Raw genomic sequence first — 23,447 nt, forward strand, 5'->3', positions numbered from 1 at the left:
GGAGGTCGCTACACCGGGGGCGTGAAGCTGTCCGCGACCGTCGCGAACTGCTCCGGCGTGCCGCCCGGCGCGGTGCTGGGAGCGGTCATGCGCACCACCCACAGGTCGGTGCCCGACGGGATGAGCCGGGTCCAGGTCGTGCGGTCGTCGGTGGCGCCGGAGCGCGCGCGGTAGACCGTCTGCTGGACGGGTTCCTGGGCGCCCGCCCGCGGCGGCGCGACCACGGTGACCGGCTCGACCCGCACCGCGTCAGCCCCGAGCCGGGACGGGTCGGCGAGCAGCGCCACGTACGCGGCGGCGCGCTGGGCGGGGTAGAAGTGCACGAGCCGGTCGATCCGCAGCTCGCGGGTGGCGTCGTCGGAGACGTAGCGCACGACGATGTCCCCGGTCGGCTCCTGCAGCCGGAACTGCTGCCAGGTGCTCGGCACGAGCGCGGTGAATCCCATCCCGGTGCCGCTGTAGCGGGCGTTGTCGTCGGTGTGGGACACCAGCCGCACGCCGTCGACGACCGGTCCCGCGGGCGCGAGTGACACCGAGAACGGCGGCTGCCCGCCGATCATCCGCACCGCCGCGTAGCCGCCGAGCAGCCCCGCGAGGGCCAGGACGACGACGAGCACCACCACCCCGACCCGCCGCATGCGGCTCGGGCCCGCCGGCGCCGAGCGGGACGGGGCGAACGGGAGCGGGCCGGGATCGGACGCCAGCGCCTGGGGGCTCCCCGGACGGCGCTGCGGGGTCATCGGCGCGCGGGGCCGCTGGTAGGGCTGCGACCACGGTCCCGGTGCCGACGGTCCGGGGCGCGGGACCGGGCGCGGCGGGTCGGTCAGCCGCGGTGTGACCATCGTCGTCTCGGCGGCGCTCGGTTCGGGGACCGCGGGACTGCCCGACGACGGCGTCGGCGTGCGCGGGCTGCCCGACGGCGGGGTGCCGGTCCGCGGCGTGCCGCCGGACGGGGTGCTCGGCCGGGTGGTGCCCGACGGCGGGGTGCCGGGCCGGGTGGTGCCCGACGGCGGCGTGCCCGGCCGGGAGGTGCCCGACGGCGGGGTGCCCGGCTTGGTGGGGCCCGTACGTGGCGTGCCCGAGGACGGCGTCGTGGACGCGGCCGGGGCGTCGTCGCCGGTGGCGGCCTCGTCGTCGGTTTGGTCGTCCTCGGTGGTCGTCTTCCCGGTGTCCGTGCTCGACGAGGGGGCCGATGTCTCCTTCGCCGTGACACCGGCACTCGCGGCGGCGGCGCTCGTGCCCGAGGCCGCGTCCTTCGTCGAGCCGGCGTCCTTCGCCGCTGCGTTCTCGTCGGACCCGCTGTCGTCGGCCGTCGACCCGCCCTCGGCCGGCTCCGACTCCTCGGACCCGATGCTGGGGGCCTTCGCCCGGCCCGCCGCCACGGCGGCCGCACCACCCGCGGCGAGAGCCGCGGCGCCGCCGGCCACCGCGGCGGCCGCGCCCGACCCGCCGTCGTCGGCGTCATCGCCCGCGGCGTCGTCGGACCCGTCGCCCTCCGATGCCGCCGCGTCGGCCGTGCCGGTGCCCTCGGCGTCGTCCGCGCCCTGGTCGGCGGTGTCGCCGTCCTCGGCGCTCTTCCCGTCGGCGTCCGGCGCGGAGGCCTCGGCGCCGGTGTCGTGCTCGTCGTCGGACGCGGCGTCCGCGGCCCCTCCGGTCGACGCCTCGTCCGGCTCCTGGTCGGCGGCGGGCGCCTCGGCGCCCTCCCGTGCCTCGTCGGACCCGGCGTCGTCGGGCGTCCCGGTCGGTCGGTCGCCGTCCGTGCCCGGGCCGTCCGCGGTCCTCGTGGCGGTGGAGGACGCGGCGTCGGCGGTGCCCGAGGCCGCCGCGGCCGCGACCGCGCCCGCCGCCCCACCCTCGTCGTCGCTCCCGGAGGGTGCGGTGCTCCCGCCGGCGGGCGCCTCAGCCGGCGCGGCGAGGGCCTCCGCCGCCTCCGAGGAGGAGTCGTCGCCGGGCGGGGTGTCGCGACCCGGGTCGGCGATCGGCGCGGTCCGGGGCGCGGGCGGCGTCGGGGACGGTCGCCGTGGTGCCGGGCTGGGCGGCGGGGGTCGCTCACCCGCCGGATCGGCGCCCTCGACCAGGGTCCCGCTGCGCCCGCGGACCGGGATGAGCCCGGAGCGGGGGTCGTCGGTGGACGGGGGCGGCGGCTGCGGGCCGGGCTGGCCCTCCGGGATGCGGAACTCCGTCGTCGCCGGCGAGGACGGCGCGGACAGCATCGGGCCCTCGGGGTCGGCCATCAGCGGCCGCAGGCGCCGCCGCACGGCGGGCAGCGGCATCCGCAGGCCGGGGTCCTTGACCATGAGGCCGCGGACGACGTCGACGACCGGTCCCTGCCCCGACGGCCGCGGGATCTCGCCGTGCACGACGGCGGAGACGGTCGAGACCGGGTCCCCGGCGTCGTAGGGCGGGCGGCCCTCGAGGCAGGCGAACAGCGTCGCGCCGAGCCCCCACAGGTCCGCGGGCGGCCCGACCGCCCGTCCCATCGCCACCTCGGGCGCGATGTAGGGCGGCGAGCCGAGCACCGTGCCGGTCTGGGTCATCGACGACTCGGCGGCGTTGCGCGCGATCCCGAAGTCGGTGAGCTTGATCTGACCGTCGGTCCCGATGAGCACGTTGCCGGGCTTGACGTCGCGGTGGGTGATCCCCGCGCGGTGAGCGGTCATCAGCGCCGAGGCGACCGCCGACCCGATCTCCGCGGTCTCGGCGTGCGACAGCGTTCCGCGCTCGCCGATGTAGGACGCGAGGCTGCGCGAGGGGAGCAGCTCCATGACGACGTACGGCTCGGAGTCGACCTCCACGACGTCGTAGAGCGTCACGACGTTCGGGTGGCTGAGCATCGCCGTCGCGCGCGCCTCGCGGAGGGTGCGCTCGCGGACGATCGCCCGTTCGGAGACGGGCACCAGCGACAGCCGCACCTCCTTGACCGCGACCGGACGGTGCAGCACCTCGTCGTAGGCCGACCACACGGTGCCCATCGCGCCCCGCCCGAGCTCGGAGTCCAGGCGGTAGCGCCCGACCAGGCGTCGCGTCTCGGCGGGGCGGGGACTCACACCCCCATGATGGCGCCCCGGCCTGCGGTGACCGTCGCCCCACCCGTCCGGCCGCGTCCGTCGGCGACCGGTCGTGTGCAACCTGAACGGGGCCGCTCGTCACCGCGCGTGTGACCGCTCGTCGGACGACGACCGGGGCTCGGCACCGCTGACCCGGTGACCTGCACCGTTCCTCCGCTCGTCTCGTCGGGACCGGGTGTGTCACGCCACTGACAGCAGCGTCCGGACCCCTCACCGCCATCGGCGTTCGCGGACCCCGGGAGGCCGTCCGGGGGATGCATGCTGGGCCTACCAGTCGCGCGACGGTCCCGTCCGCGGCTCGAGGAGGTGGAACAGTGACGCTGCTGCAGACCCGTCCGGACGGTCCGTCGTCCCGCGGGAGCGTGGCGGACCTCGGGTTCGGTACCGGGCCGCAGTGGCTCGACGCGTGGCTCGCGGAGCACACCGAGGACGTCCTCAGCTGGCGCCGCACCATCCACGCGCACCCGGAGCTGGCGCGCTCCGAGCACGCGACCACCGCCCTCTGCGCCCGCGTGCTGGAGTCGGCGGGCCTCGAGCCGCGGCTGCTGCCCGGCACCGGCCTGATCTGCGACATCGGCACCGGACCGCGCACCGTCGCGCTGCGCGCCGACATGGACGCGCTGCCGCTGCACGAGCACGCCGACGTGCCGTGGGCGTCGCAGACGCCCGGCGTGGCGCACATGTGCGGGCACGACGCGCACACCTCGGTGCTCCTGGGTGCCGGCCTCGCGCTGGCGTCGGTGGCCGACCGGCTGCCCGGCCGCGTCCGGCTGGTGTTCCAGCCCGCCGAGGAGGTCCAGCCCGGCGGGGCGCTCGACGTCATCGCCGCGAACGGGCTCGACTCGGTCGACCGCATCTTCGCGCTGCACTGCGACCCGCGCCTCGAGGTCGGGCACGTCGGCACGCGGGTCGGCCCGATCACGTCGGCCTGCGACATGCTCGAGCTGCGCCTGACCTCGCCGGGCGGGCACACCTCGCGCCCGCACCTGACCGCCGACCTCGTCCACGCGCTCGGCACCGTCATCACCGGCCTGCCCGACCTGCTCTCCCGCCGCGTCGACCCGCGCTCGGGCACGGTCATGGTCTGGGGCCAGGTCGACGCCGGGCACGCCGCGAACGCCGTGCCCGAGCTCGGGACGCTGTCCGGGACGCTGCGCACCGCCCAGCACGCCACGTGGAACGAGCTCGAGCCGCTGGTGCGCCAGCTCGTCACGGCGCTGCTCGCACCCACCGGCGTGGGGTACGTGCTCGAGCACCGTCGCGGGGTCCCGCCGGTGGTCAACGACCCGGTGTCGGCCGACCTGCTGTCCCGGGCCGCCGAGCGGGCCGCGGGCCCGGGCGCGGCGACCGACACCGAGCAGTCCTCCGGCGGTGAGGACTTCGGCTGGTACCTCGAGCACGTGCCCGGCGCGATGGGCCGGCTCGGCGTGTGGTCCGGCGAGGGCCCGCAGTCCGACATCCACCAGCCGACGTTCGCGCTCGACGAGCGGGCGCTCCCGGTGGGCGTGCGGACGATGGTCCAGGCGGCGCTGCTCTCGCTGGAGGGCTAGGTCGGGTTCGTCAGCGATGGTCCGTCGCTGACATCTCGCGTCAGGATGAACCCTTCCTGACATGGGGCTGGCACATGCCGTCCCGACGACGGGTCCCGGGTCCGGACGAGGCTGTCGGTGGGGTGTTGCACGATGGATCCCGTGACCGCTCCGAGCACGCCCGCACCCGCCGCGCTGCCGCCCGTCCCGAGCCGGATCGCCACCGAGCTGGAGGTCGGCGAGGGCCAGGTCCGGGCCGCGATCGAGCTGCTCGACGGCGGCGCGACGGTGCCGTTCGTCGCGCGGTACCGCAAGGAGGTCACCGGCGGGCTGGACGACGCGCAGCTGCGCACCCTGGACGAGCGCCTCGGGTACCTGCGGGAGCTCGAGGAGCGCCGGACGTCGGTGGTGGAGTCGGTCCGTGAGCAGGGCAAGCTCACCGACGAGCTGCACGCGCAAATCCTCGCCGCGGAGACCAAGAGCCGCCTCGAGGACGTCTACCTGCCGTACAAGCCGAAGCGCCGCACCAAGGCGATGATCGCCCGTGAGGCCGGCCTCGAGCCGCTCGCCGACGGTCTGCTGGGCGACCCGACGGTCGAGCCCCGGGCCGCCGCGGCGGCGTTCGTCGACGCCGAGAAGGGCGTGGCCGACGCCGACGCCGCCCTCGAGGGCGCCCGGGCCATCCTCGTCGAGCGCCTCGCGGAGGACGCCGACCTGGTCGGGGAGCTCCGCGAGCGGATGTGGACCCGCGGCCGCGTCGTCGCGGCGGCGCGCGAGGGCAAGGCCGAGGACCCGACGGCGGCCAAGTTCTCCGACTACTTCGAGTTCGACGAGCCGTTCACCAAGCTCCCCTCGCACCGCATCCTCGCGCTGCTGCGCGGCGAGTCGGAAGAGGTCCTGGCGCTGACGTTCGACCCGTGCTCCGCCGACGACGACGGCGACACCTCGGCCTACGAGGGCCGGGTCGCGACGGCGGCCGGGATCGCCGACCGGGGACGGCCGGCCGACTCCTGGCTGCTCGGCGTCGCCCGCTGGGCCTGGCGGACGCGGATCTCGTCACGGCTCGTCGTCGACCTGCGGGTACGGCTGCGCGAGGTGGCCGAGGAGGGCGCCGTCGGGGTGTTCGCGGGCAACCTGCGCGATCTCCTGCTCGCCGCCCCCGCCGGCGCCCGCCCGACCATGGGCCTCGACCCGGGCCTGCGCACCGGCGTGAAGGTCGCCGTCGTCGACGGCACCGGCAAGGTCCTCGCGCACGAGACCATCTACCCGCACGTCCCGCGCAACCAGTGGGACAAGTCCCTGGCGACGCTGGCGGGCCTCGTGGCCGAGCACGGCGTCCAGCTCGTCGCGATCGGCAACGGCACCGCCTCGCGCGAGACCCACAAGCTCGCCCAGGAGCTCGCGAAGGCCACCCCCGGGCTGATCCCGGCGATGGTCTCGGAGGCCGGGGCGTCGGTGTACTCGGCGTCGGAGGAGGCCTCGAAGGAGCTGCCGGATCTCGACGTCTCGATCCGTGGCGCGGTCTCGATCGCCCGCCGGCTCCAGGACCCGCTCGCCGAGCTCGTGAAGATCGACCCGAAGTCGATCGGCGTCGGGCAGTACCAGCACGACGTGTCCGCGACGATGCTCTCGCGCTCGCTCGACGGCGTCGTGGAGGACTGCGTCAACGCCGTCGGCGTCGACGTCAACACCGCCTCGGCCCCGCTGCTGCGCCGGGTCTCCGGCATCTCGACCGGGCTCGCGACGACGATCGTCGGGTTCCGCGACGAGAACGGGCCGTTCCGGTCGCGCACCGCGCTGACCAAGGTCCCGCGTCTCGGGGCGAAGGCGTTCGAGCAGTGTGCGGGCTTCCTGCGCATCCCCGACGCCGACGACCCGCTCGACCGCTCCGGCGTGCACCCGGAGGCCTACCCCGTCGTGCGGCGCATCGTCGAGGAGACGGGCACCGACGTCGCGTCGCTGGTCGGGAACTCCTCGCTGCTCGGGCGGCTCGACCCGACGACGTTCACCGACGAGACCTTCGGCGTCCCGACGGTCACCGACATCATCGCCGAGCTCGACAAGCCCGGCCGCGACCCGCGCCCGGCCTTCGAGACCGCGAGCTTCGCCGAGGGCGTCGAGCAGATCACCGACCTCGCGGCGGGGATGGTGCTCGAGGGCGTGGTCACCAACGTGGCGGCGTTCGGCGCGTTCGTCGACGTGGGCGTGCACCAGGACGGTCTCGTGCACATCTCGGCGATGTCGAAGGAGTTCGTGTCGGACCCGCGGGCCGTCGTGGGGCCCGGTGACGTGGTGCGGGTGAAGGTGCTCGACGTCGACGTGCCCCGCAAGCGCATCTCGCTGACGCTCCGGCTCGAGGACGAGCCCGGTTCCGGCTCCGGTGAGGACGGCGGCCGTGGTGGTGGTCGCTCCCGAGGTGGTCGCGACGGCGGTGGCCAGGGTCGGGACGGCGGCCAGGGTGGCGGCGGCAAGCGGTCGCCGGGTGGCGACGGCGGGCAGCGCGGCAACGGGGGCCAGCGCGGCAACGGGGGTCAGCGCGGCAACGGCGGCAAGCAGCCCCGAGGTGGTCAGGGCGGGGACCGGCGCGGCAAGCGCGACGATCGACCCGCACCCGGCGGGGCCATGGCCGACGCGCTCCGGCGGGCGGGCCTCGACAAGTAGCCGCTGACGAGGGGCACCTCACGCAGGTTTTGAGGACGCCTGCGCTGCGTGGTGTGCCCTTCGCGCGGGGTCGGGCGGGGGGCTCGGCGGGCAGTCAGCCCGCGAGGGGCACCTCAGGCAGGTTCGATCGTCGCCCGTGCTGCGTGGTGTGCCCCTCGTCGAGGCCGCCGCTCGCCGTCGGAGCCCGACCTACAGCGACGTCCCCGGCCCGATCGAGCGGCAGGGGCGCTCGCGCAGGGCCTGCACGTAGTCGTCGGGCGCACCCGCGGCCTCGGCCGCGTCGGAGAGCACCCCGATGTAGCGGGCCGACGGCAGGCCGCCCTCGTACGCGTCCAGCACGTAGACCCACGCGAGCTGCGGGCCGTCCATCGTCTGGATCCGCAGCCGGAGCTTCTTGTGCATGCCGAGCTCGCCGCCCTCCCAGCGGTCGAGCTGGTCGACGTCGAGCTCGCTGACGTCGTAGAGCACGACGAAGACCCGCGACCCGGGGTCCTCGACGACGGTGGACAGCGCGCCCTCCCAGCCGAGATCCTCGCCCCCGAAGGTCAGGCGCCAGCCCTCGAGCCAGCCGGTCCCCGACACGGGAGAATGCGGCGCGCGTTGCATCATCTGCCCCGGGTCCATGTTCGACCCGTAGGCGGCGTAGAGCGGCACGGCGGACAGGGTATCCACGACGGAGGCACTCGACCGACGCCGGAATCCCGCCCGTTACGCCGAACGGGCAGGATGTTCCGTGACCGGCAGGCCGGGCGCCCACCACCACCGCCCGGCGCCACCACCCGGGGCCCGCACCCGTCCCGGCGCCGTCACCGAAACGGAGGACCCCCTTCCATGACCCGCATCGTGATCCTCGGCGGCGGACCGGCCGGGTACGAGGCTGCGCTGGTCGCCGCCCAGCACGAGGCCGACGTCGTCCTGGTCGAGGAGGACAGCCTCGGCGGGAACTGCGTGGCGTACGACTGCGTGCCGTCGAAGACGTTCATCGCCTCGGCCGGGGTGCGCGCCGGGTTCCGCCGCAACATCGACATGGGCATCGACGTCGACTCGGACGAGGCGACCGTCGACCTCCCGCGCGTCAACGGCCGCGTCCGGGGGCTCGCCCTCGCCCAGTCGGCGGATATCAAGGCGACCGTGCAGCGCGCCGGGGTGCGGGTCTGCGACGGCCGGGGACGCTTCCGGGCGAGCGACATCCACAGCGCCACCCACGACATCGAGGTCTCGCACTCCGACGGGCGCACCGAGGTCGTGACCGCGGACGTCGCCCTCATCGCCACCGGCGCCTCGCCGCGCGTGCTCCCCGACGCCGTGCCCGACGGCCGGCGCATCCTCACCTGGCGCCAGATCTACGACCTCGAGGACCTGCCGGAGCACCTCGTCGTCGTCGGTTCCGGCGTCACCGGCGCCGAGTTCGTGTCCGCCTACGCCGAGCTCGGCGTGCCCGTGACCCTCATCTCCAGCCGCGACCGGGTGCTCCCGCACGAGGATCCGGACGCGGCGGCGACGCTGGAGGAGGTCTTCACCGAGCGCGGGGTGACGATCGAGCCGCGGTCGCGGGCCGACAAGGTCGTCGCGACGGCCGACGGGGTGCGGGTGACGCTCTCCGACGGCCGCGAGGTCACCGGCTCGCACGCCCTGATGACGGTCGGATCGGTGCCGAACACCGAGGGACTCGGGTGCGAGGAGATCGGGCTCGACCTGCGGGACTCCGGCCACATCACCGTCGACCGCGTCTCCCGCACCTCGGTGCCCGGCGTCTACGCGGCCGGGGACTGTACGGGGCTCCTGCCGCTCGCGTCCGTCGCCGCCATGCAGGGCCGGATCGCGATGTGGCACGCGCTCGGCGAGGGGGTCGGACCGCTGCGGCTCAAGACGGTCGCGTCGGCGGTCTTCACCCGCCCCGAGGTCGCGACGGTCGGCATCGGGCACAAGCAGGTGGAGTCCGGGGAGTTCGCCGCTCGGGAGGTGCTCCTGCCGCTGGGGACGAACCCGCGCGCCAAGATGCAGGCCCTCTCGCGGGGCTTCGTGAAGGTGTTCTGCCGACCGGCGACGGGGGTGGTCATCGGCGGCGTGATCGTCGCGCCGGTCGCGAGCGAGCTGATCCTCCCGCTCGCGATGGCGGTGCAGAACAACCTCACCGTGGACGACCTCGCCCACACGTTCTCGATCTACCCGTCGCTGTCCGGGTCGGTCACCGAGGCCGGTCGCCGCCTCATGCAGCACGACGACCTGGATTAGGCCTTCGGCCATGTGAGCGGATTCGGTCGCTCTGACGACCAAATCCACTCACATGCCGCTAGGCCCAGTCGAAGGTCCGCGTGACCGCCTTCTTCCACTGGCTCATCAGCGTGTCGCGGGAGTTCGCGTCCATCGCCGGGGTCCAGGTCTTGTCCTTGGCCCAGTTGTCGCGGATGTCCTGCTCGGAGGACCAGAACCCGACGGCGAGCCCCGCGGCGTAGGCCGCGCCCAGCGCCGTCGTCTCCGCGACGACGGGCCGGGTGACCGGGACGTCGAGGATGTCGGCCTGGAACTGCATGAGGATCTCGTTGCCGACCATGCCGCCGTCGACCTTGAGCTCGGTCAGCGGCACCCCGGAGTCGGCGTTCATGGCGTCGATGACCTCGCGGGTCTGGAACGCCGTCGCCTCGAGCACCGCCCGCGCGATGTGGTTCTTGTTGACGTAGCGGGTGAGCCCGACGATCGCCCCGCGGGCGTCGGCGCGCCAGTACGGCGCGAACAGCCCGGAGAAGGCCGGCACGACGTACGCGCCGCCGTTGTCGTCGACCTGCGCGGCCAGCGTCTCGATCTCGGGCGCCGACGAGATCATCCCGAGGTTGTCGCGCAGCCACTGCACCAACGAGCCCGTGACCGCGATCGAGCCCTCGAGCGCGTAGACCTGGGGCTGGTCGCCGATCTTGTAGCAGACCGTCGTGAGCAGGCCGTTCTTCGACTCGACCTTCTCGGTGCCGGTGTTGAGCAGCACGAAGTTGCCGGTGCCGTAGGTGTTCTTGGCCTCGCCGACCTCGAGGCACGCCTGCCCGAACGTCGCCGCCTGCTGGTCGCCGAGGATGCCGGAGACCGGGACGTCGCGGAACGTGCCACGGGCGCGGATGGGGCCGTAGTTCTCCGACGACGAGCGGATCTCGGGGAGCATCGACATCGGTACGCCGATCTCGGCGCACAGCTCCGGGTCCCACTGCAGGGTGTCGATGTTCATCAGCAGGGTGCGCGACGCGTTCGTCGGGTCGGTGATGTGGAGCCCGCCCTCGTTCCCGCCGGTGGCGTTCCAGAGGACCCAGGTGTCCATCGTCCCGAACGCCAGCTCGCCGCGCTCCGCCCGCTCCCGGGCGCCCTCGACGTTGTCGAGGATCCAGCGCGCTTTCGGGCCGGCGAAGTAGGTGGCCAGCGGGAGGCCGGTCTTCGCGCGGTAGCGCTCGGCGCCACCGCCGAGCGCGCCGAGCTCGTCGCAGATCGCCTGGGTCCGGGTGTCCTGCCAGACGATCGCGTTGTAGACCGGCTCGCCGGTCGCGCGGTCCCAGACGACGGTGGTCTCGCGCTGGTTGGTGATCCCGACCGCGGCGATGCTCGTCGAGTCCAGGTCGGCGCGCGCGAGGGCGCCGCCGCACACCTGTCGGGTGTTGCCCCAGATCTCCGCGGCGTCGTGCTCCACCCACCCGGCCTGCGGGAAGATCTGCTGGTGCTCGAGCTGGTCGACGGCGACGACCCGCCCGGAGTGGTCGAAGATCATGCAGCGGGTCGAGGTAGTGCCTTGATCGATCGCCGCGACGTACTGGGGCATTCCGTGTCTCCTCTACTCGCCCGGGCGTCGCACGCCCTCCCGGCCACAGACGGTTGCCCACCGAGCCCGCTGTGACAAGGGGTTGACGCAGGTCACAAGCGGGGGTTTGCCTTGACGCACGCTCATGCACTCCGGGCGTATACGGCTCACGAGGAGGTGGAAAGTGACCCGAGCGCAAAAGCCGGCCGGATGGCGAAGCGGGACCGGCGGGGAGATGTTGTCGGAATTCCTCGGGACGTTCGTCCTGATCATGTTCGGCCTCGGATGTGTGGCGGTCGCCGTGGTGGGTCTCCCGGGCTCGGGCCGCCAGACCGTCGACTTCGGCCCCGCCAACTGGCTCATCATCGGCTGGGGCTGGGGCCTCGCGGTGGTCTTCGGTGTCTACGTCGCGGGTGGCGTCAGTGGGGCCCACATCAACCCCGCGGTGACATTGGCGTTCGCCGTTCGGCGCGGGTTCCCGTGGCGCAAGGTGCCTGCCTACTGGCTCGCCCAGGTGGTTGGTGCGTTCGCCGCGGCGGCGCTCATCTACTCGGTGTACTACCCGGCCATCGACGCGTACAACGCGACCAAGGGCATCGCCTCGCGGGCTGCGTCACAGGACACCTTCTCGATCTTCGCGACGTTCCCGGCCAAGTACTTCGGCGGAGCGTTGTGGGGGCCGTTGTTCGACCAGATCGTGGGCACGGCACTCCTGGTCGCCCTGATCGCGGCGATCGTCGACAACCGCAACCAGGCGCCGACGGGCAACATGGGCGGGTTCATCATCGGCCTGGTCGTCGTCGGGATCGGATTCAGCTTCGGCACCGACGCGGGCTACGCCATCAACCCCGCCCGCGACCTCGGTCCGCGGCTCTGGACCTACATCGAGGGCTGGGGTGCACTCGCCTTCCCGGGGGCGGGCACGTACTTCGACAACTACTGGTGGGTCCCGATAGTCGGTCCACTGGTGGGCGCCGTCATCGGGATCGTCGTGTACGACCTGATCATCGGCCAGGTGCTCGAGGCCCGGGCGGAGGCCGCCGGCGGTGAGGAGCCCCCGCCGCCTCCCGGACGCACCGGGGACGGCGTCGACTCGGCCGACGTCCCCGCGCAGAGCCGGGCGGAGGCGACTGTCCAGGAACGGCTCGGCCCCGAACAGGTGTGACCCCACCTGCCCCACGCGTGCGGCAGGGTGGTGGGGGGCATTCCCCGCCGTCAGGTCGATGCGATACGAGGAGGATCTTGCGTGGCTGCTCAGTCCGCAGAGCATGAACCGGGGCGGCAGTCCACGTCGCCCTCCACGGACGCCGACGAGATCGACGCCGCCGTGGAGCCCTCCCGGCTCGGCCCGGCCGAGCGCGAGGCCGCCTGGGAGCGGCTCTCCACGGAGCGGTTCGACGTCGTGGTCGTCGGCGGCGGTGTGGTCGGCGTCGGGGCGGCGCTCGACGCCGCGACCCGCGGCCTGACCGTGGCCCTCGTCGAGGCCCGCGATCTGGCCGCGGGCACGTCGAGCCGCTCGTCGAAGCTCTTCCACGGCGGGCTGCGCTATCTGGAGCAGCTCGACTTCGGGCTGGTGCGCGAGGCGCTCCACGAGCGCGAGCTGAACATGACGCGCCTCGCCCCGCACCTGATCAAGCCGGTGCCGTTCCTGTACCCGCTGACCCACAACGTGTGGGAACGGCCGTACGTGACGGCCGGCATCACCCTCTACGACACGATGGGCGGCAAGAGCTCGCTGCCCAAGCAGAAGCAGCTCACCCGCTCGGGTGCGCTGCGCATGGCGCCCGCGCTCAAGCGCGACGCGCTCGTCGGGGCGGTGCGCTACTACGACGCGCAGGCCGACGACGCCCGCCACACGATGATGGTGGGGCGCACCGCCGCCCAGTACGGCGCGGTGGTGCGCACGTCGACCCAGGTCGTCGACTTCCTCCACGAGGTGGATCGCGTCGCGGGGGTCCGGGTGCGCGACGTCGAGAGTGGCCGCGAGACCGATGTCCGTGCCCACGTCGTCGTCAACTGCACCGGGGTCTGGACCGACCAGATGCAGCACACGGCCGGGACCCGCGGCCGGTTCCACGTGAAGGCGTCGAAGGGCGTGCACTTCCTGGTCGCCCGGGACAAGATCCCCTCGGACGTGGGGATGATCCTGCGGACCGAGAAGTCGGTCCTGTTCGTCATCCCGTGGCGCAACCACTGGATCGTCGGGACCACCGACACCGACTGGCACCTGGATCTCGCGCACCCGGCGGCCACCCGGCACGACATCGACTACCTGCTCGAGCACATCAACTCTGTGCTCGTCACCCCGCTGAGCCACGACGACATCGAAGGCGTGTACGCGGGGCTGCGCCCGCTGCTGGCCGGGGAGAGCGAGGAGACCTCCAAGCTCTCGCGCGAGCACGCGGTCTCGCGGGTGATGCCGGGCATGGTGTCGATCGCCGGCGGCAAGTACACCACCTACCGGGTGATGGCCAAGGACGCGCTCGACGCGGCCGTGGACGACATCCCGGCCCGTGTCGCCCCGTCGATCACCGACCGCGTCCCGCTCATCGGGGCCGACGGGTACTTCGCGCTGATCAACCAGGCCGAGCACCTCGGGCGCCGGTACGGGCTGCACCCGCACCGCATCCGGCACCTGCTCGACCGGTACGGCTCGCTGCTGCACGGCCTGCTCGCGATGAGCGAGGAGGACCGGTCGCTGCTCGAGCCGGTGCCCGGGTCGCCGGACTACCTCAAGGTGGAGATCGCCTACGCGGTGGCCTACGAGGGCGCGCTGCACGTCGACGACGTCCTCACCCGCCGCACCCGCATCTCCATCGAGTACGCACACCGCGGGGCCGAGTCGGCCGCCTCGGTGGGTGAGCAGATGGCGGCGCTGCTCGGCTGGGACGACGCGACGCGCGAGCGCGAGGTCCGCTCGTACGTCGAGCGGGTCGAGGCCGAGCGTCGCTCGCAGACGGTCGACACCGACGAGGAGGCCGACAAGCTCCGGATCGCGGCGCCCGACCCCCGCGCCGAGCGTCTCGCCGGCCTCGCGACCTCCTGACGGTTCTCGAGGACGCCGACCCCGCCTCCCGGCCCGCCCTGCGTGGGCGGCCGGGAGCGGGTCAGGCGCGTCCGGAACCGGCCGAACGTCAGGAGCCGGCGGCGGGCTCCGGCTCGCGGCGTGAGGTGACCGGGCCCGACGACGACGGACCCGGCGCGACCGGCAGCGTCACGTCGTGGGTCAGGACCGGACGGTCGCCGTCGGCCACCAGCCGGGCCGCGTGCGGCGCGTGCCCGGGCGCGCTGACGACGAGCAGCCAGGCCCCGGACGAGGGCAGCGCCAGCTCGTAGACCCCGCCCCGCGTTCCCGCGCGGCCGTACTGGACCCCGTGCTCGTCGACCAGCGTGACCACGGCCTCGCCGGGCCCGGCGAGCCCGACGCGCCCGCGCACGACGGTGCCCGCGGATGTGGTCGCCGGCCGGCCGGTCGGTGCATCGGTCGGTGCGGTGACCGGCGGGTCCGTCGGGGAGGTCCCGCCGCTCACCGGCCCGTCGTCGAGGGGGCCCGCGTCGGCGGACTCCGTGTGGATCGACTCGGCGGACGGCGCGCCCACCTCCTCGGTCTCGGCCACGGGGGCGGGCCTGCCGCCCATGAACAGCGACACCACGAACGCGACCACCCCGACGATGCCCGCGGCCATGAACCCGACCCGCAGGCCCTGCGCGTCCGGGATGCCGCTGAGTGAGGCGGAAGCGATCGCCGAGATCGTCACGAAGGCCGCGGTGCCGAACGCGCCCGCCACCTGCTGCAGCGTCGCGAGGATCGCGCTGCCGTGGGAGTACAGCGGCCCCGGCAGCGACGAGAGGCCCTCGGTCATCAGCGGCGTCATCATCAGGCCGAGCCCGGCCATGAGCAGGACGTGGATCCCGACGACGGCCCACAGCGACGAACCCGCCCCGAGCAGCGTGAACAGCCACAGCGCGGCCGCCATCATGATCGAGCCGGGGATCACCAGCGGGCGGGCACCGACCTTGTCGTAGGCGGCCCCGACCGGACGGCCGAGCAGACCGAGCACCAGCCCGCCGGGCAGCACCGCGAGGCCTGTCCAGAAGGTGTCCAGGCCGAGCACGGTCTGCAGGAACAGCGGCAGCAGGATCGCCGCGGCGCCGAGCAGCGACATGAACAGCAGCGCCGCGAGGATGATCGAGACCACGAACGAGCGGTGGGTGAACGGCCGCAGGTCCAGCAGCGCGGCGTCGCGCTTCTGCAGGGCCAGCTGCCGGGCGATGAACAGCACGAGGGCCACGGCGCCCACGACGATCGGCACCCAGGGCGGCAGATGACCGCTCCCGCCGGACTCCCCGATGGTCGAGAAGCCGTAGAGGATGCCGCCGAACCCGATGGCCGAGAGCAGGACCGAGAGCAGGTCGAGCGGGACCGAGCGGGTCTCGCTCGGCAGCCGCAGCAGGATCGCGCCCAGGATCAGGGCCGCCACGGCCAGCGGCAGCACGATGAAGAACATCCAGCGCCAGCCGAGCGAGGCCAGCACCGCGCCGCCGATGGTCGGGCCGATCGCCGGGGCGACCGCGATGACGATCGTGATCGTGCCCATCGTCGAGCCACGGCGCTCCGGGGGGACCAGCCGCATGATCGACGTCATCAGCAGCGGGATCATCACCGCGGTGCCGCAGGCCTGCACCACCCGACCGACGAGCAGCACCGCGAAGCCCGGCGCGACCCCGCTGATCAGCGTGCCGAGGCTGAAGAGCGTCAGCGACGCGAGGAAGACCTGGCGGGGGGTGAAGCGCTCGAGCAGGAACCCGGTGGTCGGGATGACCACGGCCATGGTGAGCAGGAAGCCGCTGGTCAGCCACTGCACCGTCGTCGTCGAGACCCCGAGGTCGACGGTGAGGTCCTTGAGCGCGACCGACAGGATCGTCTCGTTGAGGATCATGACGAACGCGGACACGACGAGGACCGCGATGACCACGCCGGCCCGCGTGGTGCCCGGCGCGTCCGGCTGCGGGCCGGCAGCGGCCTCCGGCGTGGTCGGAGCCGAACTCATGGGAGGGCACCTCTCGGGTCACGGGGAGCGGCATGCGGGGGTCGGCCTCGCCGCCGACGGTGTCCAGACAACCACGACCCCCTGACAACGACGACCGGATTCCCCGTCGACGTGCCACGGGCGCGCACCGGGGCGAACATCTCCGGGCCGCGGTTCGTTCCCGGGTCAGCCGCCGTGGCGGTGCCCCAGATAGCCCAGGATCGCGATCGCCGCGGGAACCAGCAGGAACACCTGCGGGAACCGGAAGCCCGTCAGCACGAACAGCGCGATCGCGATCAGGGGCGCGAGCGCGGAGAGCTTGCCCGCGTGCCGACCCAGCCGGGCGCCGAGCGGGGCCACCAGCTCCGGGAGGTCCTCGCCGGACCGCACCTCCGTCGTCGGGGACGCGGGCGAGGGGGACGACGGCGCGACGGCCTCGCCGTCGGCGGCCGGCGGGGTCGTCACCGGGGCCGACGGGAAGGCCGGGTGCGGGTCGGGCAGGTCGGTGAACAGCGCGTCGAGCTCGGACCGGAACCGGGCGTTGGACGCGACGGCCGACCGCTCGGCGTACTCCGTCGGGTCGAGCCTGCCGTCGCGCAGGTGCTCGTCGAGGGCGGCCATGGCGAGCTCACGCTCCCGGGTCCCGATCCGCAGCTCGCCCACGCGGCCAGCGTAGGCGCCGATGTGAGGATGAACCCGTCCTGACGTCAGATGTCAGCGGTGGTCCATCGCTGACAACGGGGTCAGTCGGCGATCTCGCAGATCACGGCGCCCTGGTTGACCGACGCGCCCTGCTCGATCGACAGCCCGGTCACCGTGCCGTCCTTGTGCGCGGTCACCGGGTTCTCCATCTTCATGGCCTCGACGACGACGATCTGGTCGCCCGTCGACACCGTGTCGCCCTCGGAGACCGCGACCTTGACGACGGTGCCCTGCATGGGCGAGGTCACCGCGTCCCCGGAGACCTTCGCACCGCCGCCGGAACGCTTGCGCGCCTTCTTCTTGGCCGCGGGCGCCGCCGCGCCGCCGCCACCCCCCAGGGACAGCCCGGCGGGCAGCGACACCTCGAGGCGCTTGCCGCCGACCTCGACGACCACGGTCTGGCGCGCGCCGGACTCGTCGTCCTCGTCGTCGCCCTCGCCCTCGGCCACGAACGGCGGGATCTGGTTGTCGAACTCGGTCTCGATCCAGCGGGTGTGCACCAGGAACGAGGAGGCGCCCTCGGGAGCGGCGAAGGCCGGGTCGTCGACGACCACGCGGTGGAACGGGATCACGGTCGGCATCCCGTCGACCACGATCTCGTCCAGCGCGCGACGCGAGCGCTGCAGCGCCTGCTCGCGGTCCTCGCCGGTGACGATGAGCTTGCCGACCATGGAGTCGAACTGGCCGCCGATCACGGTGCCGGACTCGACGCCCGCGTCGACGCGCACGCCCGGCCCGGCCGGCGCGACGAACCGCGTGACGGTGCCCGGGGCGGGCAGGAAGCCGCGCCCGGCGTCCTCGCCGTTGAGCCGGAACTCGATCGAGTGCCCGCGCGGCTCCGGGTCGGAGTGGAACCGCAGCTCCTCGCCGTTCGCGATCCGGAACTGCTCGCGCACCAGGTCGAGCCCGCTGGTCTCCTCCGAGACCGGGTGCTCGACCTGCAGGCGGGTGTTCACCTCGAGGAACGAGATCGTGCCGTCCTCGCCGACGAGGAACTCGACGGTGCCCGCGCCGGAGTAGCCGGCCTCGACGCAGATGTCGCGGGCGGAGGTGTGGATGCGCTTGCGCTGCTCGTCGGTCAGGAACGGCGCGGGCGCCTCCTCGACGAGCTTCTGGTGGCGACGCTGCAGCGAGCAGTCGCGGGTGCCGACGACGATGCAGTTGCCGTGCTGGTCGGCGAGGACCTGCGCCTCGACGTGGCGCGGGCGGTCGAGGTAGCGCTCGACGAACGACTCGCCGCGCCCGAACGCCGAGACCGCCTCGCGGACCGCGGCGTCGAACATGTCGGCGATCTCGTCGCGCTCCCGGGCGACGCGCATGCCGCGTCCGCCGCCGCCGAACGCCGCCTTGATGGCGACCGGCAGGCCGTGCTCGTCCGCGAAGGCGATGACCTCGTCGGCGTCGGCGACCGGGTCCTTCGTGCCCGGCACCAGCGGCGCTCCCGAGCGCTCGGCGATCTTGCGGGCGGTGACCTTGTCGCCGAGGTCCCGGATGGCCTGCGGCGAGGGCCCGATCCAGATGAGCCCGGCGTCGAGCACGGCCTGCGCGAAGTCGGCGTTCTCGGAGAGGAACCCGTACCCGGGGTGGATGCCGTTGGCGCCGGACTCCTTCGCCGCGGCGATGATCTTCTCGATGTTCAGGTAGGTGTCGGCCGCGTTGTCACCGCCGAGCGCGAACGCCTGGTCGGCCAGGCGCACGTGCGGCAGGTCGCGGTCGGGGTCGGCGTAGACGGCGACGCTGGTGAGGCCGGCGTCCTTGCACGCGCGTGCCACGCGGACGGCGATCTCCCCGCGGTTGGCGATCAGCACGGTGTGCAGCGGAGCCTGCTGGGCCGGCGTTGCCATCGGACTGCCTCCTGGGGCGAGCGCATCGTTGCGTGGACACAAGGTGGTGAATCCGCGCGCAGTGTAGGGGCGCGGCCGCCGTTCGACCGGTCGGGTCTGCCCCGAACGGTCGGCCGTGACCGTTCCGGCGACTCTCCCGCACCTCGCCACCGCGAACCACCGGTGTGCGCGTGGTCATGGCCACAGCTGGAGGGGGCGTCGGTGACGGGGCTGTCGGGGTCGATCGCTACCGTCGGTACCCGATGAGCCGACGCGAGACCGAGCGCAGCGGGGCAGGACTCCCGGGCGAGGGCGCCACGCCCCCGGCCGGGTCCGGCGGGGGTCGCTGGTGGGGGCGGGCGGTCGTGGCGTGCGCGTCACTGGCGGCGCTGGCGGGCACCGTGGCCGCGGTGGCGACGGCCGCCGGGGCTGACGGCGACCAGGCCGAGCGCAGCGAGGCGGCCGCCCGGGACGCCGCGGACGCGTCCCGCCCGCCCACACCTCACCCCGCCGCCGACACGGCGACGGCCGCCGTCACCACCCGGCCCGCGGCGGGCCCCGAACGGGTGGGTGCCCCGACGCTGGGCGCCACCGTCGAGATCCCCGCCGGGTGGGAGGCGACGCCCGACCAGGACCTCGTGCCGGTCCCGCCGGACCGCTTCCCGACGATCGTGGCCCTCCCGAACCGCGCGGCCGTGCTGGTCGGCCGGATGGACGCGGCACGAGGCTTCGGGCCGGACGCGCTCGCCGACGAGGCACGCCGTCTCGTCGGGGCGTTCGCCGACGGGACGACGCGTCAGGCCCCCGGCGGCAACGGGCGGATCGCGGACGTCTCCGACGACGCCGGCCGTCTCGACGGCCGTGACTCCCACACCGTGGTCCGCCGGGTGACCGGCGCGAAGGGGCCCGGCGCGCTCGTCCGGGTCACCACGGTCGCCGGGCAGGGCGGCGAGCCCGGCCTCGTCCTGCTCGCGGTGGCCGGCCCCGGGCCGCGTCAGGCCGCGGACGCGGCCGCGGCGGACCGGATCGTCCGCTCGCTGTCCTCGGCCCCGCCCGACGCGCCGCCGCGCAACGGCCGGGCCCAGGCCCCGCCGGCGTCGGCCGCGCCGGGGCTCCCGCCCCGCGGTGCGCCGACGTCCGCCCCGCCGCGCGCGCCGGCCTCGAGCCCGCCGCGCCCGTCGTCGCGGGCTCCGGTCAGCCCGCCGCCGGGCCGCCCCGCGCCGCCGTCGCCCACAGATCGCTGATCGCCACTCCCAGCTCGGCGAGCAGGTGGCGGGTCAGCGGCAGGCTGATCCCGACGACGTTGGCCGGGTCGCCCTGGATGCCCTCCACGAACCAGCCGCCGAGGCCGTCGAGGGTGAACGCGCCGGCGACCGCCAGCGGCTCGCCCGAGGCCAGGTAGGCCTCCAGCTCCAGCTCGGTCGGTGACCCGAACGTCACCATCGTCGCGGCGTGCCCCGAGATCTCGGACTCCGGCAGACCGCCGCGCAGGCGGATGACGGCGTGCCCGGTGACGAGCTCGCCGTGCCCGCCCGCGATCTGCTGCCAGCGGGCGCGCGCGGCTTCCGTCGTGCCGGGCTTGCCGACCAGCTCGCCGTCGAGGTCGAGCATCGAGTCGCACCCGATCACGACGCCGTCGAACCCGCCGTCGACCTCGGCGGCCACCCGCCCGGCCACCGACCGAGCCTTGGCCATCGCGAGCCCGGTGACCTTCTCGGCCGGGCTCGCGTCCCCGAGCGCGGCGAGCAGTGACTCCTCGTCGACGTCGGAGACCAGCACCGTGGGCTCGACGCCCGCGGAGCGCAGCACACCGAGGCGGGCGGGGGACGCGGACGCGAGGACCAGGTGCACGGCGCGGGACCCTACGGGTGATCGGGCGTTGGCCTCAGCGGGGGAGCGCCGACGCCCGCCATGCCCCGGGACCGGGGGTGAGCGGACGGCGGACCAGCGACTCCCGCTCGTTCCACACCGAGGTGGGCCCGGTCTCCTCGGGCTCCCCGCCGCCGCCCGAGGCGGCCGCGAGCACGGCGGTCAGCGCGGCCACCTCCTCGGGCGTGGGGTCGCCGCGCACGATCCGCAGCACCGGCCGGGCCGGCGCGGTCTCGTCGGTCTCGCCGTCGCCGCTCACCGCATCGTCCATTCGAGCTCCGCTTCGCTGCGTCTCACAGCATCGTCCATTCGAGCTCCGCTTCGCTGCGTCTCACAGCGGGATGTTCCCGTGCTTCTTCGGGGGCAGCGTCTCGCGCTTGGTGCCGAACGAGCGCAGCGCCCGCGCGACGTACCCGCGGGTGTACGACGGCGGCACGACCGCGTCCACGTAGCCGCGCTCGGCCGCGATGTAGGGGTTGGCGAGGGTGTCCTCGTACTCCTGCTGCAGCTCGACGCGCCGGGCCTCGACGTCGCCGCCCTCGTCCTCGGTCTTCTTGAGCTCCTTGCGGTACAGGATGCTCACCGCGCCGGACGCGCCGGTGACCGCGATCTGCGCGGTCGGCCAGGCGATGTTCAGGTCGGCGCCGAGGTGCTTGGAGCCCATGACGTCGTACGCGCCGCCGTAGGCCTTGCGGCAGATGACCGTGATCAGCGGGACCGTCGCCTCGGCGTACGCGTAGATCAGCTTCGCGCCGCGCCGGATGATCCCGTTGTACTCCTGGTCGACGCCGGGCAGGAATCCCGGCACGTCGACGAAGGTCAGCACCGGGATGTTGAACGCGTCGCAGGTGCGCACGAACCGCGCCGCCTTCTCGCTGGCCCCGATGTCGAGGCAGCCGGCGAGCTGGGTCGGGTTGTTCGCGACGACGCCGACCGCGCGGCCGTCGACGCGGCCGTACCCGACGACGATGTTCGCCGCGTAGAGCTCCTGGACCTCGAGGAACTCCTCGTCGTCGACCACGCCGCGGATGACCTGGCGGATGTCGTAGGGCTGGTTCGGCGAGTCCGGCACCAGCGAGTCGAGCTCGCGGTCGGTCTCGGTGATCCCGTCCTCGACCGAGCCGGTCTCCTCGGCCGTGTCGCCCCCACCCGCCCCGAGCCGCGGCGGCTCGGAGAGGTTGTTCGACGGCAGGTAGCCCAGCAGCTCCTGCACGTAGGCGATCGCGTCGTCCTCGTCCGAGGCGAGGTAGTGCGCGTTGCCCGAGGTGGTGTTGTGGGTGCGGGCGCCGCCGAGCTCCTCGAACTCGACGTCCTCACCGGTGACCGTCTTGATGACGTCCGGTCCGGTGATGAACATGAACGAGGTCTCGTCGACCATGATCGTGAAGTCGGTCAGCGCGGGGGAGTACACGGCGCCGCCGGCCGCCGGTCCCATGACCAGCGAGATCTGCGGGACGACGCCGGAGGCGTGCGAGTTCCGCCGGAAGATCTCGCCGTAGAGGCCGAGCGCGACGACACCCTCCTGGATGCGCGCGCCGCCGCCGTCGTTGATGCCGATGACGGGGCAGCCGATCTTCATGGCCACGTCCATGACCTTGACGATCTTCTCGCCGTAGACCTCGCCGAGCGCGCCGCCGAACACCGTCGCGTCCTGCGAGAAGACACAGACCGGGCGGCCGTCGACGGTGCCCTGGCCGGTGACGACGCCGTCGCCGTACGGACGGTTCGCCTCGAGGCCGAAGTTCGTGGAGCGGTGGCGGGCCATGGCGTCGAACTCGAGGAAGCTGCCCTCGTCGAGCAGCAGGTCGATGCGCTCGCGGGCGGTCTTGCGCCCGCGGGAGTGCTGACGCTCGACGGCGCGCTCCGAGCCCGCGTGGACGACGTCCTCCTGCCGGCGGTGCCAGTCGGCCAGCTTCCCGGCGGAGGTGTGGACGTCGGGTTCGTCCCCGGCCCCGTCGGGCTCGGGCGGCGGCTTCGTCGCGGCGGTCATGAGCGCGGACCCTAGCGACACCTCGGTGGGGACACCCAGATGAACCGGGGAGTGAGACCAGCCACGTCCGGCGGCGGCGGCTGTCGGTGGGGCCCGCTACCGTGCGCGCATGCTCCCCGGGATTCAGGAGGCCGCGGCGTGGGCGGCGCTGCGGGAGACGGCCGTCGCGCCGCGCGGCGCGTGGGCCCGCGTCGACGTCGTCGACCGGACGGGTTCGACGAACGCCGACCTCGTCGTGGCGGCGGCCGACGGGGCGCCGGACCGCACGGTGCTCGTGGCGCACCGCCAGGACGCGGGGCGTGGGCGTCGCGAGCGGGTGTGGGAGTCGGCGCCGTCGGAGGGCCTGACGTTCTCCGTACTGCTGCGCCCGTCGGAGGTGCCGGTCGCGCAGTGGGGGTGGGCGCCGCTGATCGCCGGCCTGGCCCTCGTCGTCGCGATGGAGGACTACCGGCCCGCCGCGGGCGACGCGCCGGTCACGGCCGCGCTGAAGTGGCCGAACGACCTGCTGCTGGGGCCCGACCTGCGCAAGGGCGCGGGCATCCTCTCGGAGGTCGTGGACGGCGGTGCTTCCTCCCAACCGCCCCAGGCGCTCGTCGTCGGGATCGGGATCAACGTGTCGACGCCGCAGGCCGAGCTCCCGGAGGGAGGCACCTCGCTGCTCGCGCAGAGCGTGACGCGGTCGCGGCCCGACGTGCTGGGTGACGTGCTCGCCACCTACGCCTCGCTCGACGCCGACTGGCGCGCCGCCCGGGGCGACGCGGCCCGGGCCGGGCTGCTCGCCGGGTACCGCCGCCGCTGCGCCACGCTCGGGGCCACCGTGCGCGTCTCCCTGCCCGGGGACCGGGTGCTCGAGGGCGTGGCGGAGGACGTCGACGACGACGGGCGCCTCGTCGTCCGCGGTCACGACGGGTCACTGACGACGGTGTCGGCGGGCGACGTCGTGCACGTGCGCACGGTCGGGTCGTAGCCGGAAGCACCCGGTGGGGTGGGCTCGCCGGGC

Annotated in this window: 15 protein-coding genes and 1 pseudogene; 7 read left to right on the forward strand and 9 right to left on the reverse strand. The window is 74.0% G+C overall.

The window, feature by feature from the left end:
• Positions 1–8: 8 nt before the first annotated feature.
• A complete protein-coding gene (locus tag LQ327_RS28915) occupies positions 9–3,047 on the reverse strand; it encodes a serine/threonine protein kinase (protein WP_308286397.1) in 3,039 nt (1,012 codons plus the stop codon).
• Between the two features lie 335 nt (positions 3,048–3,382).
• Here LQ327_RS28915 and LQ327_RS28920 point away from each other — a divergent pair, with 335 nt between their 5' ends.
• A complete protein-coding gene (locus LQ327_RS28920; protein ID WP_230739435.1) occupies positions 3,383–4,618 on the forward strand; it encodes an amidohydrolase in 1,236 nt (411 codons plus the stop codon).
• Positions 4,619–4,759: 141 nt separating this feature from the next.
• Positions 4,760–7,258 carry a Tex family protein gene (locus LQ327_RS28925; protein WP_230739437.1) on the forward strand — a complete coding sequence of 833 codons (2,499 nt, stop codon included), beginning with the start codon at positions 4,760–4,762 and terminating at the stop codon, positions 7,256–7,258.
• Positions 7,259–7,447: 189 nt separating this feature from the next.
• Here the strand turns inward: LQ327_RS28925 and LQ327_RS28930 are convergent, their stop codons facing one another.
• The gene (locus tag LQ327_RS28930) at positions 7,448–7,912 is read right to left on the reverse strand and encodes a gamma-glutamylcyclotransferase family protein (protein WP_230739439.1); all 465 of its coding nucleotides are present in this window, start codon (positions 7,910–7,912) and stop codon (positions 7,448–7,450) included.
• A 177-nt stretch (positions 7,913–8,089) separates the two neighbouring features.
• Between LQ327_RS28930 and LQ327_RS28935 the strand changes: the two genes are divergently transcribed.
• Positions 8,090–9,493, forward strand: a complete 1,404-nt coding sequence (locus LQ327_RS28935; RefSeq protein WP_230739441.1) for an NAD(P)H-quinone dehydrogenase — start codon at positions 8,090–8,092, stop codon at positions 9,491–9,493.
• Between the two features lie 58 nt (positions 9,494–9,551).
• On the opposite strand, the gene glpK is transcribed toward LQ327_RS28935, so the two are convergent.
• Entirely contained in the window at positions 9,552–11,054 is a 1,503-nt protein-coding gene (glpK, locus tag LQ327_RS28940) for a glycerol kinase GlpK (protein ID WP_230739443.1), read from the reverse strand.
• A gap of 214 nt (positions 11,055–11,268) precedes the next feature.
• On the opposite strand from glpK, the gene LQ327_RS28945 reads away from it, so the two are divergent.
• A complete protein-coding gene (locus LQ327_RS28945; RefSeq protein ID WP_230739446.1) occupies positions 11,269–12,198 on the forward strand; it encodes an MIP/aquaporin family protein in 930 nt (309 codons plus the stop codon).
• 150 nt (positions 12,199–12,348) lie between these two features.
• Complete coding sequence (locus LQ327_RS28950) at positions 12,349–14,079, forward strand: glycerol-3-phosphate dehydrogenase/oxidase (RefSeq protein WP_372460784.1); 1,731 nt, start codon at positions 12,349–12,351, stop codon at positions 14,077–14,079.
• A 550-nt stretch (positions 14,080–14,629) separates the two neighbouring features.
• On the opposite strand, the pseudogene LQ327_RS28955 reads toward LQ327_RS28950, so the two are convergent.
• The 3 genes and pseudogenes from LQ327_RS28955 to LQ327_RS28965 form a co-directional block, all read right to left on the reverse strand.
• A pseudogene (locus LQ327_RS28955) lies at positions 14,630–16,084 on the reverse strand (MDR family MFS transporter); the annotation flags it as partial.
• A gap of 165 nt (positions 16,085–16,249) precedes the next feature.
• Positions 16,250–16,726 carry a DUF1707 SHOCT-like domain-containing protein gene (locus LQ327_RS28960; protein WP_230739448.1) on the reverse strand — a complete coding sequence of 159 codons (477 nt, stop codon included), beginning with the start codon at positions 16,724–16,726 and terminating at the stop codon, positions 16,250–16,252.
• 80 nt (positions 16,727–16,806) lie between these two features.
• Positions 16,807–18,609 (reverse strand): acetyl/propionyl/methylcrotonyl-CoA carboxylase subunit alpha, encoded by a 1,803-nt coding sequence (locus LQ327_RS28965; RefSeq protein ID WP_230739449.1) that lies wholly within the window; start codon positions 18,607–18,609, stop codon positions 16,807–16,809.
• A gap of 242 nt (positions 18,610–18,851) precedes the next feature.
• Here LQ327_RS28965 and LQ327_RS28970 point away from each other — a divergent pair, with 242 nt between their 5' ends.
• Positions 18,852–19,832: a hypothetical protein gene (locus LQ327_RS28970; protein WP_230739450.1), complete on the forward strand. Its 981-nt coding sequence runs from the start codon at positions 18,852–18,854 to the stop codon at positions 19,830–19,832.
• Here LQ327_RS28970 and LQ327_RS28975 read toward each other — a convergent pair.
• From LQ327_RS28975 to LQ327_RS28985, 3 genes are read right to left on the reverse strand one after another with little or no spacing between them, the layout of a single operon-like run.
• On the reverse strand, positions 19,783–20,439 hold the full coding sequence (locus LQ327_RS28975; protein WP_230739451.1) for a Maf family protein: 657 nt from the start codon (positions 20,437–20,439) through the stop codon (positions 19,783–19,785). The genes LQ327_RS28970 and LQ327_RS28975 overlap by 50 nt on opposite strands.
• Before the next feature lie 34 nt (positions 20,440–20,473).
• Positions 20,474–20,728, reverse strand: coding sequence for an acyl-CoA carboxylase subunit epsilon (locus LQ327_RS28980; protein ID WP_230739452.1), 255 nt, complete (start codon positions 20,726–20,728; stop codon positions 20,474–20,476).
• 60 nt (positions 20,729–20,788) lie between these two features.
• Entirely contained in the window at positions 20,789–22,447 is a 1,659-nt protein-coding gene (locus LQ327_RS28985) for an acyl-CoA carboxylase subunit beta (protein ID WP_230739453.1), read from the reverse strand.
• 109 nt (positions 22,448–22,556) lie between these two features.
• Here LQ327_RS28985 and LQ327_RS28990 point away from each other — a divergent pair, with 109 nt between their 5' ends.
• On the forward strand, positions 22,557–23,414 hold the full coding sequence (locus LQ327_RS28990; protein ID WP_230739454.1) for a biotin--[acetyl-CoA-carboxylase] ligase: 858 nt from the start codon (positions 22,557–22,559) through the stop codon (positions 23,412–23,414).
• The last annotated feature ends 33 nt before the right edge of the window (positions 23,415–23,447 follow it).

It is taken from the genome of Actinomycetospora endophytica, from assembly GCF_021026375.1.
Taxonomy (GTDB): domain Bacteria; phylum Actinomycetota; class Actinomycetes; order Mycobacteriales; family Pseudonocardiaceae; genus Actinomycetospora; species Actinomycetospora endophytica.

Excerpts from the sequence above, each read along its gene's own strand:
- LQ327_RS28935 (WP_230739441.1), top strand. The coding sequence starts at position 8,090 with ATGACCCGCATCGTGATCCTCGGCGGCGGACCGGCCGGGTACGAGGCT.
- glpK (WP_230739443.1), bottom strand. The coding sequence starts at position 11,054 with ATGCCCCAGTACGTCGCGGCGATCGATCAAGGCACTACCTCGACCCGC.
- LQ327_RS28945 (WP_230739446.1), top strand. The coding sequence starts at position 11,269 with ATGTTGTCGGAATTCCTCGGGACGTTCGTCCTGATCATGTTCGGCCTC.
- LQ327_RS28965 (WP_230739449.1), bottom strand. The coding sequence starts at position 18,609 with ATGGCAACGCCGGCCCAGCAGGCTCCGCTGCACACCGTGCTGATCGCC.
- LQ327_RS28970 (WP_230739450.1), top strand. The coding sequence starts at position 18,852 with ATGAGCCGACGCGAGACCGAGCGCAGCGGGGCAGGACTCCCGGGCGAG.
- LQ327_RS28980 (WP_230739452.1), bottom strand. The coding sequence starts at position 20,728 with ATGGACGATGCGGTGAGCGGCGACGGCGAGACCGACGAGACCGCGCCG.
- LQ327_RS28985 (WP_230739453.1), bottom strand. The coding sequence starts at position 22,447 with ATGACCGCCGCGACGAAGCCGCCGCCCGAGCCCGACGGGGCCGGGGAC.
- LQ327_RS28990 (WP_230739454.1), top strand. The coding sequence starts at position 22,557 with ATGCTCCCCGGGATTCAGGAGGCCGCGGCGTGGGCGGCGCTGCGGGAG.